The 18,366-nt window shown below is 33.3% G+C and carries 21 protein-coding genes and 1 pseudogene; all 22 read left to right on the top strand.

Features of this window, described 5'->3' with window-relative positions; all coding sequences use genetic code 11:
- The first annotated feature begins 1 nt into the window (after position 1).
- The 22 genes and pseudogenes from K1I56_RS07770 to K1I56_RS07665 all read left to right on the top strand — a co-directional run bounded on the left by K1I56_RS07770 (position 2) and on the right by K1I56_RS07665 (position 18,017).
- A complete protein-coding gene (locus K1I56_RS07770; RefSeq protein WP_223325687.1) occupies positions 2 to 1,000 on the top strand; it encodes a hypothetical protein in 999 nt (332 codons plus the stop codon).
- A pseudogene (locus K1I56_RS07765) lies at positions 990 to 1,454 on the top strand (hypothetical protein); the annotation flags it as partial. The gene K1I56_RS07770 and the pseudogene K1I56_RS07765, both read left to right, overlap by 11 nt.
- Positions 1,455 to 1,484: 30 nt before the next feature.
- Entirely contained in the window at positions 1,485 to 1,745 is a 261-nt protein-coding gene (locus K1I56_RS07760; RefSeq protein ID WP_223325704.1) for a hypothetical protein, read from the top strand.
- A 30-nt stretch (positions 1,746 to 1,775) separates the two neighbouring features.
- Positions 1,776 to 2,021 carry a hypothetical protein gene (locus tag K1I56_RS07755; RefSeq protein WP_223325686.1) on the top strand — a complete coding sequence of 82 codons (246 nt, stop codon included), beginning with the start codon at positions 1,776 to 1,778 and terminating at the stop codon, positions 2,019 to 2,021.
- 327 nt (positions 2,022 to 2,348) lie between these two features.
- The gene (locus tag K1I56_RS07750) at positions 2,349 to 2,693 is read left to right on the top strand and encodes a hypothetical protein (RefSeq protein WP_001127479.1); all 345 of its coding nucleotides are present in this window, start codon (positions 2,349 to 2,351) and stop codon (positions 2,691 to 2,693) included.
- Between the two features lie 75 nt (positions 2,694 to 2,768).
- Entirely contained in the window at positions 2,769 to 4,052 is a 1,284-nt protein-coding gene (locus K1I56_RS07745) for a cellulose synthase (RefSeq protein ID WP_223325685.1), read from the top strand.
- A 147-nt stretch (positions 4,053 to 4,199) separates the two neighbouring features.
- On the top strand, positions 4,200 to 4,829 hold the full coding sequence (locus K1I56_RS07740; RefSeq protein WP_195323831.1) for a TetR/AcrR family transcriptional regulator: 630 nt from the start codon (positions 4,200 to 4,202) through the stop codon (positions 4,827 to 4,829).
- Positions 4,830 to 5,093: 264 nt separating this feature from the next.
- Entirely contained in the window at positions 5,094 to 5,834 is a 741-nt protein-coding gene (locus K1I56_RS07735) for a hypothetical protein (RefSeq protein ID WP_223325684.1), read from the top strand.
- 135 nt (positions 5,835 to 5,969) lie between these two features.
- A complete protein-coding gene (locus K1I56_RS07730) occupies positions 5,970 to 6,707 on the top strand; it encodes an ABC transporter ATP-binding protein (RefSeq protein WP_223325703.1) in 738 nt (245 codons plus the stop codon).
- 2 nt (positions 6,708 to 6,709) lie between these two features.
- On the top strand, positions 6,710 to 8,392 hold the full coding sequence (locus tag K1I56_RS07725) for an ABC transporter ATP-binding protein (RefSeq protein WP_223325683.1): 1,683 nt from the start codon (positions 6,710 to 6,712) through the stop codon (positions 8,390 to 8,392).
- Between the two features lie 219 nt (positions 8,393 to 8,611).
- Positions 8,612 to 9,364, top strand: coding sequence for a CPBP family intramembrane glutamic endopeptidase (locus K1I56_RS07720; protein WP_223325682.1), 753 nt, complete (start codon positions 8,612 to 8,614; stop codon positions 9,362 to 9,364).
- An 88-nt stretch (positions 9,365 to 9,452) separates the two neighbouring features.
- Positions 9,453 to 9,944 carry a phosphoribosylanthranilate isomerase gene (locus K1I56_RS07715; RefSeq protein WP_223325681.1) on the top strand — a complete coding sequence of 164 codons (492 nt, stop codon included), beginning with the start codon at positions 9,453 to 9,455 and terminating at the stop codon, positions 9,942 to 9,944.
- 402 nt (positions 9,945 to 10,346) lie between these two features.
- A complete protein-coding gene (locus K1I56_RS07710) occupies positions 10,347 to 11,813 on the top strand; it encodes a hypothetical protein (protein WP_223325680.1) in 1,467 nt (488 codons plus the stop codon).
- Complete coding sequence (locus K1I56_RS07705; protein ID WP_223325679.1) at positions 11,810 to 12,943, top strand: hypothetical protein; 1,134 nt, start codon at positions 11,810 to 11,812, stop codon at positions 12,941 to 12,943. The genes K1I56_RS07710 and K1I56_RS07705 overlap by 4 nt, the downstream gene beginning before the upstream one ends.
- A gap of 232 nt (positions 12,944 to 13,175) precedes the next feature.
- Positions 13,176 to 13,952, top strand: coding sequence for an alpha/beta fold hydrolase (locus tag K1I56_RS07700; protein WP_223325678.1), 777 nt, complete (start codon positions 13,176 to 13,178; stop codon positions 13,950 to 13,952).
- A 32-nt stretch (positions 13,953 to 13,984) separates the two neighbouring features.
- Positions 13,985 to 14,722: a DUF4336 domain-containing protein gene (locus tag K1I56_RS07695; protein WP_223325677.1), complete on the top strand. Its 738-nt coding sequence runs from the start codon at positions 13,985 to 13,987 to the stop codon at positions 14,720 to 14,722.
- A gap of 259 nt (positions 14,723 to 14,981) precedes the next feature.
- Complete coding sequence (relB, locus tag K1I56_RS07690) at positions 14,982 to 15,275, top strand: type II toxin-antitoxin system RelB/ParD family antitoxin (RefSeq protein ID WP_223325676.1); 294 nt, start codon at positions 14,982 to 14,984, stop codon at positions 15,273 to 15,275.
- Positions 15,268 to 15,606 carry a type II toxin-antitoxin system RelE/ParE family toxin gene (locus K1I56_RS07685; protein WP_223325675.1) on the top strand — a complete coding sequence of 113 codons (339 nt, stop codon included), beginning with the start codon at positions 15,268 to 15,270 and terminating at the stop codon, positions 15,604 to 15,606. Before relB ends, K1I56_RS07685 begins: the two co-directional genes overlap by 8 nt.
- A 13-nt stretch (positions 15,607 to 15,619) precedes the next feature.
- Positions 15,620 to 16,057 carry a hypothetical protein gene (locus K1I56_RS07680; RefSeq protein ID WP_223325674.1) on the top strand — a complete coding sequence of 146 codons (438 nt, stop codon included), beginning with the start codon at positions 15,620 to 15,622 and terminating at the stop codon, positions 16,055 to 16,057.
- Positions 16,058 to 16,072: 15 nt separating this feature from the next.
- Positions 16,073 to 16,516, top strand: coding sequence for a GNAT family N-acetyltransferase (locus tag K1I56_RS07675; RefSeq protein ID WP_223325673.1), 444 nt, complete (start codon positions 16,073 to 16,075; stop codon positions 16,514 to 16,516).
- Between the two features lie 185 nt (positions 16,517 to 16,701).
- Complete coding sequence (locus K1I56_RS07670) at positions 16,702 to 17,721, top strand: DNA/RNA non-specific endonuclease (protein WP_223325672.1); 1,020 nt, start codon at positions 16,702 to 16,704, stop codon at positions 17,719 to 17,721.
- A 119-nt stretch (positions 17,722 to 17,840) separates the two neighbouring features.
- A complete protein-coding gene (locus K1I56_RS07665; protein ID WP_182322008.1) occupies positions 17,841 to 18,017 on the top strand; it encodes a hypothetical protein in 177 nt (58 codons plus the stop codon).
- Positions 18,018 to 18,366: the final 349 nt, after the last annotated feature.

The raw sequence follows: 18,366 nt of genomic DNA, 5'->3' as shown, positions 1-18,366 counted from the left end.
AATGAATGTTCAAAAGATAATTTCTATTTTTCAATCGTTTTATATTAATGTAAGTGTTGAAAAAATAGCTTTAACTTTACCAATTAGTTTTGAAAAAAGATTTCAATATGTCCAAATGAAGTTTCATAAGGAGTCATTTTTATTGATTAAAGAAAAGAGAAGAGGAAGTTTAGACTCATTTGTTACTCAAGCTCGTATTATGGGTGAAAAAGCTAGCATGGACGTTATTTTGGTATTTTCAAAGCTATCTGACATTGAAAAAAAACAACTCCTTCAAGCTAGAGTTCCTTTTGTAGATTTCAAGGGAAATCTCTTTTTTCCTCCATTGGGATTAGTATTGAATGCTAATGATGATGTTGCAACATCTAAAGAATTAACACCTAGCGAACAATTAACTTGGATTGCCTTTTTATTGACAAAAGGTCAAAAAGTAGTAGATGTTGATATGCTTTCACAGGTAACTGGACTTCCAAACTCAACGATTTATAGATGTTTGAGGACTTTTAAAACTTTAGATTGGTTAAATAAGCCAAAAAAACTTTACACCTATACTGCATCAAAGAAAGAATTATTCTTAAAATCAGAGTCCTATTTATTTAATCCAATCAAAAAACGGCTCTTATTGCCCAATATAGATCTAGAGAATATAAAATCTGCTTCTAGGCTTCTATACGGTGGTACGTATGCTTTATCCTATTTGACTTTTTTAGCTGAATCGGATGAAAATAGTAGCTATGTCATATCACATAGACAATTCAATAAATTATCCTTGCCATTTTCTCAGCATGTTTTAGAAGGCAAGGTATTAGAGATATGGCGATATAGTCCTTTTGTATCTGAATTTTGGAACGATTTTAAAGAAAATCAAGATAGACAGTTTGTAGATCCTATTTCTCTTTATTTGACCTTAAAAGATGATGATGATCCACGTGTGGAGGAAGAGATTGAAGTACTAAAAAATAATATATTACAGTATCTAGGAGAAGATGATGCCAGCTAATACGAAAGCTATTTTTCAAGAAATGTTTGCGAATTTTCAAGACTATTATGTTTTGATTGGAGGGACTGCAACCTCTATTGTATTGGACTCGCAAGGGTTTAAAAGTCGGACAACAAAAGATTATGATATGGTCATCATAGATGAATTAAAAAATAAGGAATTTTATGATACCTTGAATCACTTTTTAGAATTGGGAGAATATCAAGGAAGTCAGAAGGATGAAAAAGCGCAATTATTTCGATTTACAACAAATAAACCTGAGTTTCCTTCTATGATTGAACTATTTAGTATTTTACCAGAATACCCATTAAAGAAGGAGGGGAGAGAAACACCCTTACATTTTGATGAAGATGCTAGTTTGTCGGCCTTATTATTGGATAAGGATTATTATAATATATTGGTGCATGAAAAAGAATCCATTCAGGGATACTCGGTGTTGAGTAATCGTGGTTTAATTATTTTCAAGGCTAAAGCTTGGTTGGATATGAGAGAACGCTCTGCCACAGGTATTCAAGGTTTAAGTAAAGCCATAAAAAAACATTTGAACGATATTACTCGATTAACAGCTCTATTAGTAGGGAGTGAAAAACTGTCAAATATAACCTCTAGTGACACGGTGAAAGCAGATATGCACCGTTTTGTGATAGAACTTGAGTCTGTGATATCAACTATTCCTCAAAATGATGATATTTTATTGAATAGGGATGAAGTTTTTGAAATTTTGAAAGATTTTCTAGATAGTTAAAATTAATTGTAATCACATAGATATATCGAAATGGCCACACTCGGTTGTGTACCAGCTTTTGATAGATATTTTGTTTTTGGATTAAAATCACAAAAGGTTGTCATTGGAACCTATAACATTAAATCTATTTTACAACTAGTAATTTTTTATGAGAACAACATAGAACAATTAGATTCAGTCCCCAAAAAATTTATTGTTGCTGACATGCTATATCCTCAAATGAAAATTCTTGATATGGGATTTTGGCAGATTGGTTTTGATTTAGATAATAAATAACTATTTACGTCTAGTCTGGAGCCAACTAATGGATTTACTTTTAAATGGTGTTTTTCACTTTACAGAAAAAGAAAAGAACTATAGTAAAAGGTAATTTACCGAAAAATATTTTTAGGATTTCATAGAAAACATCGTAACTATGAATTTGAAGAGATTGTTTTTGATTGAGAATCAATTTTCATTGAATAGCTTTTAGATAATTAGCTTTTAGAGTATGGTATGCTACATATTAATTTTATTATTAGGGAAAGCGACTAGATAGCATCGTATTAAGATATTTTTACATAGATGATATTGCATTTTGAATTATAACAAAAGAGTACTAACATGCCGAAATATACCGACGAAGATATTAGAAAATTAAATAAAATCACATTAAAAATTGCTGGTGATTATTTAGGCATAAGTTCACAAGCAGTTGCGATAGGTCTTAGAAATAATCTTCTTCCAATTGGTTTTGCTATCCATAACGAAGAAAGAGACAGACGTTTCACTGAGAGTTGGTCATATCATATTATCGCTGAAAGAATGATTTCATACAACCATGGAAAACTATCAGAGATCCGTGTTGAGAATATTGAAACTAGTTTAGATAAAATTATAGAGGAATTTAACGGTTTAAAACAAGATTTACTTTTTATATTAAGCGAAAATGCAGAAGTGAAGAATTAGAAGTTTTTGAATTTGCGTTTTCGCTTGGTAAATATAAAAATGGTGATGTAAAATATAAGGGTAAAGGTGTTTCAAATGAAGATGATAAAGAGCTTTTCTAGAGAAGAACTCTATGAAGAAATCTGGGAGATAAGTGCGAAACAAGTTTCATTGAAATATGATTTAAGTTATTCTGACTTACTCAAGAAATGTAAAGAATTTGAAATCCCAATTCCAAAGGGTAGTTATTGGTATCGTAAGAATGCTGGACAAGACTTAAGTGAACTTATCGTTCCATTACCACAAAATGACGTAAATGAGGTTCATATTGATAGAAAAAGTTTAAAGAACAGTAGAATTAAAGCTGCTAAACATAAAGAAGATAGTACGGAGGATAAAAACGAAGATACTGTTAAACTTGATACAACTAGTATAAGAAGTTCATTATCATTTATAGAGGACGATAAAATAGAGCGTATTATTGAAGTAGTTTCAAACCTAAACCAGGATCCAAATAAGAGACTACATAAATCTGTAGCTAATTTAAGAGATAAAATTACAGAGTGGAGTAAGAGGGAAAAAGCAGCTTCTTATCCTTACTTTGATTCTAGGCACAGATATAATGATTTAAAAGAACCTAAATTTGTAAAAAGTATTTCACTAAATTCTCTTCCACGTTTATATCGCTTTTTAGATACACTAGTTACTGTAATTGAAAAAATCGGAGATAAAGTAACTTCAAATTGGGATATTCAAATTGAAAAGGATATTGTTCGTTTTGAAGTTATAGAATCAACAGACAAAGTAACTCATGAATTAACAAAAGAAGAAGCTAAAGAACTAGCAGACTACAATGATAGCGTTAAGTTTAATAGATATGCTTTTAAACCAAGAATAAAGAAGTATGACTATATACCAAACGGAAAATTTCGATTTAAGATAATAGATGGTAAATACATTAAAGATACTAAAGAATTTACACTTGAACAATCAATACCAGAAATAATTGTTTTAATTTACCAAGAGTATTATAAAGTTAAGAACTTACGACTTGAACGTGAAGAGAGAGAAAGACTATACGAAGAGGAGCAGGAGCGAAAAAGAAAATTACAAAAAAGAATCGAAGAAGAGAAGAAGCGGACAAAGTCACTTCTTAATATGTTGGAAGATTTTCAAACAGCAAATGATTTAAGACTGATGGCTGATAAATTGGAGATAGCAGGGAAACTTAATAAAGAGGAAATTGATTGGATTAGATCCAAAGCTGACTGGATTGACCCAATAGTTTCTTCAACAGACGAATTACTAGGAATTAGAAATCATGAAAATTCTAGAGAACAAAAAGAACAATATCTAAGTAAGAAAAGGTACTACTGGTAACTTTTTCGTTAAAACATTTTAGGGAAGCGATAACAAAAAGCCTTGAATTAAGGCTTTTTGTTATATTCCAATAAAGAACTTGACATTATTAGTTTCGTCCACTACAATAGAAGTTACATACCATTGGTATGATAGAAAGGGACTGGAATGGCAAGAAATAGAAACTCACATGAAACTAGAAAAAAAATACTAGAGGTCTCTAAAGATTTATTTTTAGAAAAAGGATTTGATAATACGTCAATACAAGATATCATAGATGGCTTAGGTGGATTGACGAAAGGTGTTATTTATCATCATTTTGAGTCTAAATATGATATTTTGCAAACGATCATTAGCGAAAATAATCAAGAAATTTTAAATTATAATTGGAGAGGAAATACTGGATTAGAAAAGATACAAAATTCTTTGATGGATTCTTTCTCTAACTTTGAACACCAAAGGCTCGTCTACTCTGCTTCAATTATGCTAAGAAGTCCACGCTTATTGGGAGAGCAGTATCTAGGTCTATTTTCTGATTTTTTACCCGAAATTAGAGAAAAAGTTTACGAAGGTGTTGAAGATGGGTCTATTAAAACAGAATATCCAGAAGAGCTAGCAGATTTAATTGTTTTAACTCTAAATATTTGGATTGGTTTTCAAATTTCCGTTTTTTCATTAGTGGAATTAAAGCGTAAAATGAATTTCATTAAACTTACTTTTGAAGGTCTAGGGGTACAGTTAATTACTAATGAAATGATGGAGGTTATTTTCAAGTTATTTGATCACTTAAAAAAATAGGAAATAAGTAGTTGCATGACATGCTTGTTAATACTAATTTCTATCTATGTAATATCAATTGAACGATCTATTTTACATTTTGATACTTAAAAAAATAACATACTTTATGTGTGTTATTAAAATCCTATTTTACATACCATGGGTATGTTTGTTTTTTTAGCACATACATACCAACAGTATGTATCTATGTGCTATTGTATTAAATATTTGTTGAGATTAGTTTGAATAGTTTATTCTTTATTTACACTTCGGAGGAAAGAATCTATGTTGTCGCTTATTAAAATTGAATTAAATAAAGTTTCTAAATCTAAATTATTTTTAGCCTGGTTGTGTACCTTATTTATAGTGTTAGGTATTACAGCAATCATTATTATGGGTTTAGGTACTGACAATAAACTAGGAGAATTCACTGGACAGGATTCTAATGTTATTAGAATTACTGGTAAATGGGAAGGTTGGGCAATTGTAGCTTCATTGTTTTCATCTTTATTTACAAAAGCAGCATTTTTGATTTTCGAATCTTATTTATTATCTACGATTATTATTGATGAATTTAAACGAAGAACAATTTTTCAGTTGTTTTCTTACCCTATTTCTAAAATAAAGTTACTTTGGGGAAAAATTCTTTCAGTCATTCTAATAGCATTTATTGCCCATTTTTCTGCACATTTAGTGATTCAATTATTCATTAGATTCATGGCTGTTGTAACTGAATCTAGTTATATCCCTCTAGCTAGTCAATTAATTAACTTAGCTGGAATAACGTTTGCAACAGTACTAATAGGGTTACTACCATTTGTTTTAGGTATGATTAAGCATTCAACAGCTATAACAATGCTTACAGGACTTGGTTTAGCAGTATTACTTTCAAATGTAAGTCCAGGAAGTTTATCTAATAATATTGCTGATAATTTATTCTTTTTGATATTTGCAAGTTTCATAAGCTTAATGATTACTTCATTTTCAATTTTTAATATTTCAAGACAAGATATTAGTATCAAATAGCATAGTTGAGTTCAATCGAAGGAAAGTGATAATTCCTTGATGATTTCTATAAAAAAAGAGACTGTATAAGTTAGTATTTATGCTCCGGGAGAAAAATTCTTGCATTTAAAGCTGGATATAGAAAGAGAGATAGAAATGAGAAATATTGTTGAAATAAAAGAAGTTTTTAAAACAATTGATAAAGAAGAAATTTTAAGTGGGATCAACCTTCAAATTGCTGAAGGAGAAATCTATGGTTTTTTAGGACCGAATGGTGCTGGAAAAACAACGTTAATGAAATGTATGTTATCCTTATCAACAATTACATCAGGTAGTATTGAAATTTTTGGGAAAAATCTACAAGAACACAGAGAAGAAATCCTAAGTCAGATTGGAAGTATTATTGAATCACCAATTTTTTATGATAATTACACTGCAAAAGAAATTTTGGAAATTCACGCTCAGTATATGGGGAAAAATATTATTGAATCAGATATAATAAGAGCCTTAAGAATGGTCGGATTAAAGAATACGACTAAAAAAGTAAAAGATTTTTCGTTAGGAATGAGGCAAAGGCTTGGTTTAGCTCGTGCCTTTCTAACAAAACCTAAATTGTTAATTTTAGATGAGCCAATCAATGGTTTAGATCCAATAGGAATTCAAGAAATTCGAAATCTTTTGTTGTCGCTTTCTAAGGAGCATGGAATTACAATACTAATATCGAGTCATATATTATCGGAAATTTCACAGATAGCAGATAAAATTGGTTTTATCAAAAATGGAGAAATTGTAGAACAAGTCTCTATGAAAGAGATTAGGAGAGAGAATATTAACTTAGAAGAATATTTTATGTCTCATTTTCTAAATGAAATTAAGAATTATGAGGTAGATTAAGGATGAAACAATTGATAAAGAATCATCAGAAGGCTTTTTATGCTTTCATGATATTTAATATACTGGTCCCTTTAACTAATATTGCTTTTGCTTATTCTATTAAAGGTATTATTGATAGTGGTATGTCCCAAAATGAAGATGCCTTAACTCAAGCGGTACTAGTAGGAGCTAGTGTTATTTTCATATATGCAGGGCTCAACTTTATATCTCTTCGATTGAAAAATAGACTTGTTAGGCAAATCATGTCAAGATACAAAAATAAGGTGTTCCAATCTATTTTAGATAGGGATTATAGAGACTTTTCTAAAGAAAAATCAGGGAAATTTATTTCTGTATTAACCGAAAATATGAAGAAAATTGAGCAAGATTATCTACACCAGTATTTTAATATTTCAAAAAACCTTTCCTTAATGATTTTTTCGCTCCTAGCTATGTTTATAGGTAATTGGTATTTGACCTTATTGGTTATCATTGCTAGCATTATTCCAATGATGATTTCTGGATTCATTGGACAAAAATCAGCTTATCTTCAAAAGAGTGCCATGATTGCCGATCAGAAGTATTTAGCTAAGGTTAAAGATATTTTAGCAGGGTTTCTAGTTATAAAAAGTTTTAATGTGAAAGAGGCTATCCGTCAAGATTACAGAAATGAAAGCGAAAAATTGGATGAGATATATTTTATGAAAGGAAAATTTGATGTCTTAGCAAATGTTATTTCGCAGCTTTCGGGGATGATTGTTTTTTTAGTAGCCTTTGGTGGAGGAATGTATCTTGTTTTTAATGGCTATACCACAATTGGAAGTGTAACAGCTATTGTTCAACTGGTCAATTTTGTAGTAATGCCACTAAATGAAGTTGGTATGGGAATGAGTAAATTCCGTGAAGGTCAGGCAACACTAGATGCATTTGAGGTAAAAGATGTAATCGAACTTCAAACTGGTAAAATGAAAGAATATTTCGATGATGATATTTCTTTTTCAAATATAGATTTTTCTTATCCTAATACTGAAGAAAAGGTTTTTAATCATTTATCTTTGAAGATTCAAAAAGGGGAAAAAATTGCAATTGTAGGAATGTCAGGGAGTGGAAAATCAACTTTGCTCAATCTATTGCTGCGTTTTTATGATGTAACAAGTGGACATATTTCAATTGATAATCAAGATATACAAGCTATTTCAGCAGAGAGTCTTTATAACTTGATGACGATTGTTCAGCAAGAAATTTATATCTTTGATGATACTTTAAGAGCAAATATTACTCTTAATCAATCCTTCACTGATGAGGAAATAAAGAAAGCTGTACAGCAGTCAGGTTTAGAAAGTTATGTTTTAGAAAATGAATTAGGTCTACAAGCTTTATGTGGAGAGAATGGATCAAATTTATCTGGCGGACAAAAACAAAGAGTTAGTATTGCGCGCGCCTTGATTCGAAAAACACCAATCTTATTATTGGATGAGGCTACTTCATCTTTGGATAATCAAGTAACTACTGAAATTGAAAGTTCAATCTTGGATATTCAAAATTTGACTGCACTTGTAGTAACCCACAAGTTGAATGAGAACATTTTGAAAATATACGATAGAATTCTCTTTATGAAAGATGGCGTTATTGTTGAAGATGGTTCTTTCAGTGATTTGATGGATAGGAGAGGTGAGTTTTATAAGTTGTTTGAGTTGAGTGTGTAATTCTCTTTCGTTCTATAATATAGAAGTTTACTAGCACCACATGTTGAGTGTGTAGGTCTGCTGGTAAAAGTGTAAAAACCTTGTAACGAAAGGGATACTGTAAAGCCTTGATTGTAAGGCTTTTTTTGCATTTTTGTGATAGAATATAGGTAGTTATAATCGAGAGTAACTAAGAAGCAGAAAATATTACATTTAAAATAATCAAGATATGGAGATGAAATGACAGAAATTGATAAAAGGAATTTAAAAAATTATCTTTATATTACATTTGGAATTACTTATATAACATGGGGGCTTCTCGCCATAATTACGCAATCTCATATTTTGGGATTAGAAACGATTATAGGGAGATCATTACATATAGTAGGTGCACTTGGACCAGCTATTGCAAGTGGCTTTTATTTGAAAAGGAATAATATAAAATTTCAACATTTTCTATTTAGTAAGAAAGGAAAAAGTAGTATTTATTTCATTATTCATTTGTTAGCAATTTTGATACTATTTTCTGTATCTTCCTTGGAATTAAATGGAGTATCAATTTATCTGATGCCATTATTCTTTATACAACTAATTTTTTTTGGTGGTGGACATGAAGAATTAGGATGGAGAGGAATATTACAACCATTACTTGATAAAAAATATACTTATTGGCAATCTAATTTGATTGTCGGTTCAATCTGGGGAATTTGGCATCTGCCTTTATGGTTTATAGTTGGAGAAAGTCATCAAGGATTTCCTTTTATTTTATTATTTATATATACATTATTTTTAAGTTTTGTTTTAGGACTTCTTTACCGTCAAACGAAATCTGTGGGGTACTGTCTATTATTTCATGCGTTTGCAAATTTGTTAAATCTCTATTTTGTGTTAAAAATTAATGTTATTTTTATTATCATTTTTATTGGTTATTTGATTTATACGATATTGGCTAGTAATAGAATTAGTAAGGAAAAGACTTTGTATCTAAAATAACTGGATATACTCTAGAAAATGAAAATGATTTTGTTCAAGGTAATAAAGTAGAAATAACGAACATTTAGATGAAAGGTTTAGAGTAAACATGAGTCTCTTATTTGAAGAATTTAAAACTATTTGTTTCCATTTAAATCGAGTCGGAATTACACCGACACTGATGGGGTCTTTGGGATTGGAGTTTAGAACGAAAGAAAATTGGGAGCCGTCTGACATTGACATTCATGTGCCTGGTGACCCTAGAGGTTGGGAAGCACCTGATCATCTCAGAATTTATGACTGGGACAAGATAATGAAAGTGATGAAAGACTTAGGCTACGTCTTAATAGATATTCATGAGCATGAATTCCAAAAGGATGGTCTGAGCGTTGAATTGGGAAGTATTGATTCTTTACCTGATTTTGCAGGAGTTTCGGAATTGGATATAGAGCTGATTCATCTCGATGACATCACTTTTCGAGTTCCAAGCTTGGAACAGTTTTTAAGTATTTACAAGGCTTCTTCCCAAGATTCTTATCGAAATGAACAAAATAACAATAAGGATTTTAAAAAGATAGAGTGGCTGGAAAGACATTTGTAAATTATCATATGAAAAGTAGTAAGTTGTAAAACTGGCTGCTATGTTATTTTTATGATCATTTTTGTTGGTTATTTAATTTATACGATATTGGCTAGTAATAGAATTAGTAAGGTAAAGGATTCTAAAATTTAGATTAGCGTATCTATTATTGAAAGAAACGATTGGCTAATTAGATGATTAATGTTAGAGAATTTTCAATTGTAATTTTAAGTGGAGTTATGGATGTTGTTTCCTTTGGAAGAGGTTCTTCGCACAGAACACATAACCTGTCTATCAAAGGCAGAGTGGATTTCATTTAAGTAAATCTCAGTTTGTACTTGTTCCATATTGAAGCAGTGAAGTAGAAGTGGATACTTCCGGCACATGCGATAGAAACCGTAGAATTAGGAGTAATTGGAGCAGATGACTACATTTCATAAAAAGATAAATAATGAACCGTTCATGTTGTTGGAGCTCGGCATAAATGAAAATGGGTATAAGTTTGCTTCTGATATCAAGACAGCACTATCTACAGCTGAAGGTGAACTTGATTTAGTATCTAGTAAATTAGAGGAAAGCTTAGATTCCTTGAAAAAGCTAACACCTGAATGTGATAAGACCGATTACATTTTATCTGCGTGTAGTGGAGCCCTATGTGGTGTTATAGATGTATTTTTGGTAGGAAAACCGGGAGAGTCTCCAATTGGAGAAATTACAGATAAGTGGTTTGCTAATAGAACAGAAGACTTTGCTAAATTGTGTGGATGGACGGGTGACAAAGGAAATTTATCATCAGCAGTTAGACACTTAGAGAAAAAGTTCAAAATACCTTACGATCAAAATGGCATTGGAGACATAGCGAAGGGATTGTTGGATTTGACGCCAACCAATCATCATTTTAAGTCGTTAGGCCACAATCCTACAATACTTGGGCTATTCTTTTCCATTCTAGATCAGTTTACAAATACATCGCATTTTGTTTCAGAAGGAGAATTGATCACATTCTCTAAATTTGATGGTGATTTTCATTTAGAAGGTAAAAATATACCAAGTAAACTGTTCTGTGGATTTGTAAATTGGTTTGGACACTTGATCTCAGATATATCAGGATCATCAAGTAGTAAAGGAAGAGGAATGGGAATTCCTTCACCTTTCTGGAGCTGGACAAATGATATTATTACAATAAAGAGGAAGTTGAATCTTCCTGTTGGAGAATTTGATAAATCAATAAATAAATTAGCACTCGATATTTATAAGCAAGGCTATGATGCAAGATTTCAGACGGCACAAGCTATACCGGTCTTTGTTAATGAATTATTGGTAAGGATTATTTACTCAATAAGACGTCTAGTCAGATATTTCTCAATGACAAAAAAGGACGATAGATCCTTTTCGTTGTTATGGAAGTCATGTGAACCATTTTCGAATGCGACAGTAAAACGAATGTTGACTGTAGCACATGGTACTTTCTGTGCTATAGACGCAGGAGATGCTATTGCAAGAGGGCTTACTAAAGGTGGTGGTAGTTTAAATGTCACCGAATTTGTAATGAGATTGAATATTTTTGGAATTGGAAGATTTACGATTTCATTATATGGAGAGACAAGCAGAGGTTTAAAGCGTCATGTTATCAAGGAGAAAATAATTATCCTGAAACGTGAAAAATTAATACTAGCTGATTATGTTGATGGTTTGAAGTTCCTTGCTGAAATATATGATGATGAGTCATTGCTGCTATTTACAATAGAACTAAAAGAAAGCGATATGTATGTTCAAGCCTTTGAGAAGTCGGTAATCTTGGCAGAAAAAAGAAATGTTCCTAAAGATGAGATACTTAGAAATAAAGCAGATATCGATTCTTATTTTAAAGGGAGTGAGAAAGAAAAATGAGTAAAAAGAAACAGAAGAAATCAAAACTCCAAGTAGCTCAAGATAAAGCTCAGGCTGCAATCAAAGAAACAAATAATGCCATTGGAGAGCTAGGAGAATATACAAGAAGTTTATACAAGTCATTAACAAGCATACAGGAACAATTTGATAAAATACGCAATGTACCTAGTGAACAGAAGCTTCAGTATGAAGAATTAAAACAGATAAGATTAAATTGGAAGCAACAAGCAGATAAGATTGATAAGGACTATAAAAACGTAACAGTAAAAAATGCAGGTGTAGGAGCAGCTGGAGCAGGACTGGGTGTTGCAGTAGTAACAATGGGGCCGACAGTAGCAATGGGTGTTGCTACAACTTTTGGAGTTGCATCAACTGGTACTGCTATCTCTACTTTAAGCGGAGCTGCGGCTACTAATGCTGCATTGGCATGGCTTGGTGGTGGAGCACTTGCTGCAGGCGGTGGCGGAATGGCAGCAGGAAATGCTTTTCTTGCTTTGGCAGGTCCAGTTGGATGGGCTATCGCTGGTGTCTCTTTATTAGCTAGTGGATTAATCTTTTGGAAAAGTAAGAGTGATAAGAACCACTTAGAAAATGTATTTATCGCTATAAGTGAAAGAGATATAAAATCATATGAGCTTGCTATTATTGAATTAAAGGAACGTATTAGTCGAATTATTGATGAGAACAGTAAATTAACTGATGCCATAGGTGAAATTGAAAGTTTTGGGTTAGATTATAATAAGATGTCTGAAGCGCAGCAATATGCACTTGGTTCATATGTAAATCTGATGCTTTCATCAACGCAGTTGCTAGTAAATCCAATACAAGGATTATTACCTAAATTTTCTGAGGAAGATTTTGATAGCTTTATGTCTTGGAAAGATAGAGAAATAAATAAAGAGACTTGCACAGAACACAAGGATTTTATTGTGTCTTTAGCAAATCTTCTTTATAAGATTGAACTTTATGATCGTGATAAAAAGCTATTATGGAAGTCTCTTAGAAATAATAAGAAGATGATTAAATCGATGGATATCTCAAGGAAAGAGTTTGATTTGGATATCATGAATGCAATTATGGAAGCATTAAATTTCAAATATAAAGTAAGAGGTAGTGAGGGTGTGGAATAGAAAAGGACTACCGTATAAAGGTTGAAAAAATATATATTATTGATTTAACTGAATTTGCAGAGCAATGAGGACCAATCCCATATGAGCAGTGAGAAATATGTGGAAATGAGAAAATACGATATACGCATGTTATGATGCATCCTAATTACGCCGAAGAAGTATGGTAGAATGTATCCTGGTGCTGATTACTCGGCAAAGTATTACTAAAAGCCCTACAGTAAGGAGTTTAAACATGAAATTCCATGAATTTGGTGATAAGAATTTGCCTCCTATCTTACTGATACATGGCGGTGGCAGTTCTTGGTGGAATTATCTTCGTCAAGCACGGATTTTGTCAGAAGACTACCGTGTTATTCTACCCACTTTGAATGGCCACGGCGAAGAATATCAACTCGATTATGTTTCTACGGAAGATTCTGCTTTGGAGATCCTAGACTATGTCAAAGCAAACTGTGGTGGAAAGGTGTTTGCGATCGGTGGCGTTTCACTTGGTGGTCAAATTGCCATGGAACTTTTATCCTTAGACAGCGAGATAGCTGAGAAGGCCATCATAGATGGAAGCATCTGTATTCCTCAACCAAGGTTAGCTAAAATCAGCATCTTTCTAGTATCACTATTTGGTAAATTGATGTTCAGTAAATTCTCTTGCAAACTTCAATTAAGCATGATGGACAAACTCTATCCTAAACTGGCTTATCCAGAGGAGATAAAAGCATATTATTTAGAGGATCTGCCAAGGACACCTATCAAAACATTGGTGACCATTTACAAAACCTATATGGGGCGTTACAAGCTGAAGGAGACGATTTCTGCTAGCAAGGCCCAGGTTCTGTATATCTATGGTGAAAAAGAATTAAACTGTGTGAAAGCATCGGCGAAATTATTTCAGCAGCTACATCCCAACACTATCCTGTATGAAGCAAAGGGGTATAACCATGGCTATCTATCAGCTTACCTGCCTCAAGAGTGGATTGATTTGGTGGTACCATTTTTGGAGAATAACGATTGATTATACTTTATTAATTTAGAAAGCAGAGTTTCATGGAAGTCAAAAAATATAGTCCGCTCAATTCCTTAAAAAAGATAGCAGATAACCTCTGGATTGTAGATGGGGAAGAAGTACTGATGAATTTCAAACTCTTCAAAGTGCCTTTTTCAACTAGAATGACAGTTATCCGTCTGCAGAATGGTGGTCTTTGGGTGCATTCGCCGATTAAGCCTAGTGATAATTTACTTTTTGAAATCAAGCAATTAGGTGAGGTAAAACACCTTATTGCACCCAATGTCTTACATTATAGTTATATAAATGAGTGGCATCAACTATTTCCGGAAGCAGAAGTATGGCTAGCTAGTGGTGTTCAAAAGCGTGCCAGAAAATCGGGAATGAATTTATATTATGGTCATGAACTAGAGAAAGCCAATTGGAACGAGGAAATTTGTTTTACAACATTTGAGGGAAGTTTTTACGTGAAAGAGGTTGTTTTTTTCCATACTGAAAGTTCAACTCTAATTTTAACGGATCTTATTGAAAACATAGAAACAGAAAATTTATCGATTTTTGAAAAGCTACTGTTAAAAATAGGTGATAATCACTATCCAAATGGTAAAACACCAAGAGATTTAAGAATGACCTTTTTATTTGGTAAAAAACAAGCATTGAAGAGTTATCATAAAATAAAGAAATGGGAACCTAAGAATATTATTATTTCTCATGGACCGTGTATCATTGGACAAACAAAAGAGATGTTAAACCAAGCGTTCTTTTGGCTAGAGAAATAGGAATTTACTATAAAGAAATTAATAAAATATATCTAATATAATTGACTACAATTACTTGGAGTTGTTAAATTAAGATGTGGAATCTACTTAAATTGTTGATTCTAAGAGGTATCAGTTGACACGAGAGAAAGAATATAGATTAACTAACGGTATCTCTTAATTAGATTTAGTGAAAGAAGAATCCATTTTTCACTTGAATCCCTTCTCTTTCGTATGGTAGAATGTATATACAAATTGTATGTACAAAGGAGAGGTAGAAATGGCAAACACGAAATCAGTGAATTTTCGGGCAGATGCGATATTTTACCAGAAAACAAAAGAGGTGCTTGCAGATGAAAAAATTTCTGTGTCAGATGTCCTAAATGCAGCACTTCGAAAAATTGCCAACGGGACTGTGGATCCAGAAGAATTTGTTTCAAGTGATTTGCAGAACACGCAGTATCAAGTGGCCTTTGAGGATTTGAAGAAGGAGATTTTAGTGGGGCACCAGGAAATCGCTCAAGGAAAAGTCACTTCTGTAGCCGATGTGAGAAAGGAATTTGGTCTTGACTAAGTTGAAGCGCTATCAGGTCTTTCTTTCAGATCGTGCTAAGCAGGACTTGCGTGACATTCACGACTATATTCTTGTGAATTTTTATAGCCAGCAAGCTGCAGACGGCAAAGTTGATTTGCTATTAAGTGCTCTTGAGATCCTAGAACTGTTCCCAGAAGCCTGTCCTCTAGTATCAAGCCGGGGCTATGGTGAGATGACGAATGATGGAAAAACCTATCGATATATGCCAATAGAGAACTATCTCGCATTTTATTATATGGAGAAGCATACAGTGTATGTTGCTCGTATACTCAGTGCAAAGCAGGATTGGGTCAAGATTTTTTATAAGTAGAATGAGGACCCACATGTTAAAATCGAATAAGCTGATTATTTTTTTAATTTCCCTACCTTTTCTGATGGTTATTATTTTCTATTCTCTTAGTGAGCATCCTGGATATAGTGATGATGGGAATTTCGTCAGAAATCATGAGGCTGCTATTAAGAGTGAGATCATCGCACACTTAGCTCAGGAAAAGCAAGACATAAAATCTGTTACGCTCTTACCAAATACTGCTAGAGGTGAGTATGATAATGGTGGTGATGTGAGTGGGAATTACCATATCTATTTTACAGCCTACGTCGATCATAATAGCGAGCGAACGATAAGCGTAGAACTATTCTTCCCAGATGCCAGCATTCCCCCATTTACCTTGTTTCCTCCCAACCCTTATAAAGACAAGGGCAAAAAGATGTCCAATTGGTTGATGGGAAATATTGAAGTATCGGAAGAAGCTTCTAAATAGAAATAAGAACAAGTAATGATGAATCGAATAGTAGATGATAAGATCACTCTTATCCCTTATTATAGGAATGATGACATCTCCCTTCTTTGGTATCAAGATAGTGAGGTTTGCAAACAAGTGGATAATACTGATCAGATTTACAATCTAACAAAACTTCATAAAATGTATGATTACCTAACTTCACATGGTTCTTGCTATTATATCCAATATGAGGGAGTGTTAGTTGGAGATGTGACACTTCAAGATAATTCAGAGCTTTCTATAGTGATCAGCAAAGAGTATCAGAATTTACAGATCGGAAGACGGTGTATTTCTGAAATGATACAGTTGGCCAAAGAGAAAGAAATGGTTAAGGTAACTGCTCAAATTTATCCTTTTAATACTCAAAGTCAAAGAATGTTTTTGGCTTTGGGTTTTCAGAAAGTAGATGAAGAGTGGTATGAATATGAGTTGTTTTAGAATAGTTGTGTATTATTTTATGTATTAAAATAATAGTCCTTATTTAAAATACTAAAGAATATTAAATTAAAAATAAACTCATTAAAAAATCTAATTGACATAGGAGAAGAAATTGCCTATCTTCTGTGTTTGTAACCGTTTTTTCTGCTATAATATCACTAGATAGAAATGTGGGAGTTTCAATCATGGTTACAAAACGATTTTTGAAAAATGTTATTGTTGCGATGGTCTCGGTTTTTATGTCCTTGGCCATTGTTCAAGGGGCTCAAGCTCAGCAAACGGGCCTCGATTACCAGAGTCTTCATCTACTGCCTTTTAATGGCAGTAAGCAGCTTGTACTGGGGGATTTTGATCATTTAGGTCGTGCGACCTCAGCCCATATTCAGCTTCAGGACAAGGATGAGCCAAAGAAAAAAAGAGAACCACATCTCAACTATAATCCGGTTGGCTGGCACAATTATAAGATTGCTTATGGAAACAAAGGGAAGAAGGCCTGGCTGTTCCACAGAGGGCATTTGATTGGTTATCAATTTAGTGGACTGACCAATGAAGGGAAAAATCTGGTTCCTCTAACTGCCTGGACCAATACGGGGAATTATAAAGGGACAGCAGATAGCAATGTGGAAGGCATGCTCTACTACGAGAAACGACTCGATAGCTGGCTGGCTACCCACCCCAATTATTGGCTAGATTATAAGGTGACGCCAGTCTATACGGGGGATGAATTGATTCCTCGGCAGGTGACCTTGCAATATGTAGGAATTGATCGAGATGGCAACCTTCTACCAATCAATTTAAGTAGTTCCAAAGAGTCGGTAGATGCTTATGGGATCACCACTGTTACCTTGGATAATTATTCCAAGAATGCGACCATTGACTATCTGAAGGGGACAGCCAAGCCATCTTTAGTGCCGACGGAACCAAGTGGTCAACCACAACCTGCCAGTCCTTCTGTAGAGACGCAACCAAGTCAAGCCCCTCAACCGAGTCAGCCAGCAGTGCCTGCACAGCCAGTTCAACCTGTCCAGCCTACAGAGCCAACTCGTCAACTGGCTCCAGTTGTTTATGTGGCCAGAAATGGCAGTGCAGATGTTTATTGGTACTCTAAGGACAGTATGCCTCGCAATACCAATTTTTCTAAGGTGGTTCAGATGTCAGAAGAACAAGCGCTCAGTCTTGGGAAGCGGCATACAAGTAAGGAATAAGTATCAGTGATTTTGATAATGAGAAAGCCCAATCGCTGGGCTTTTTGTGTAGGGTAAGTTCTAAATAGGAGAACTAAAATGATTGAAAATATGCTATAATAATAGGACGGAGGTAGAATATGACCTTAGATGTAGATAAAGAAAAAATGATGATTATGGGTGTGATTTTTGACAACAAAAAGGTTTTTAAGAGCGTCTGGTTTGCTCTGAGCACCAATATGATTGAAGGATGGCATCCCACGGTAGAAGATGTGGAGCGACTGAGAGAAGAGGCCATTCTGGAAAGCGCAAACTAGAATGATCTGTTTTTGAACCATATTTGTAGGTTTAATTTTCTGTTTGTATGATTAATTGTGTAAGTAAATTTTAAAAAATACGAATAACACTTGAATTATCTAGTAAAAACTGTATAATGTAATTAATAGGACCGCCCACCTCTCTTTGATGTGACAAGGCGGACATTTTGTATAAAAATATTGAAATAACTATTTAAGAATAATTCCACCAAGATCTTGAAGCCCAATTGCTGGGCTTTTTGTGTGCAATACAATTATAAAAAGTGAGTAATCTAAAATTATCTCTCAGAATCTTGCAAACGTTTTTATAAAGTAGTATACTAGAAATAGTTTATGGAATCGTTTGCAT

The sequence above is a fragment of the Streptococcus parasanguinis genome (assembly GCF_019929185.1).
GTDB classification, from domain to species: Bacteria; Bacillota; Bacilli; order Lactobacillales; family Streptococcaceae; genus Streptococcus; species Streptococcus parasanguinis_O.
The sequence above is the reverse complement of the archived record's forward strand: the minus strand, read 5'-3'. Positions and strand labels throughout refer to the sequence as shown.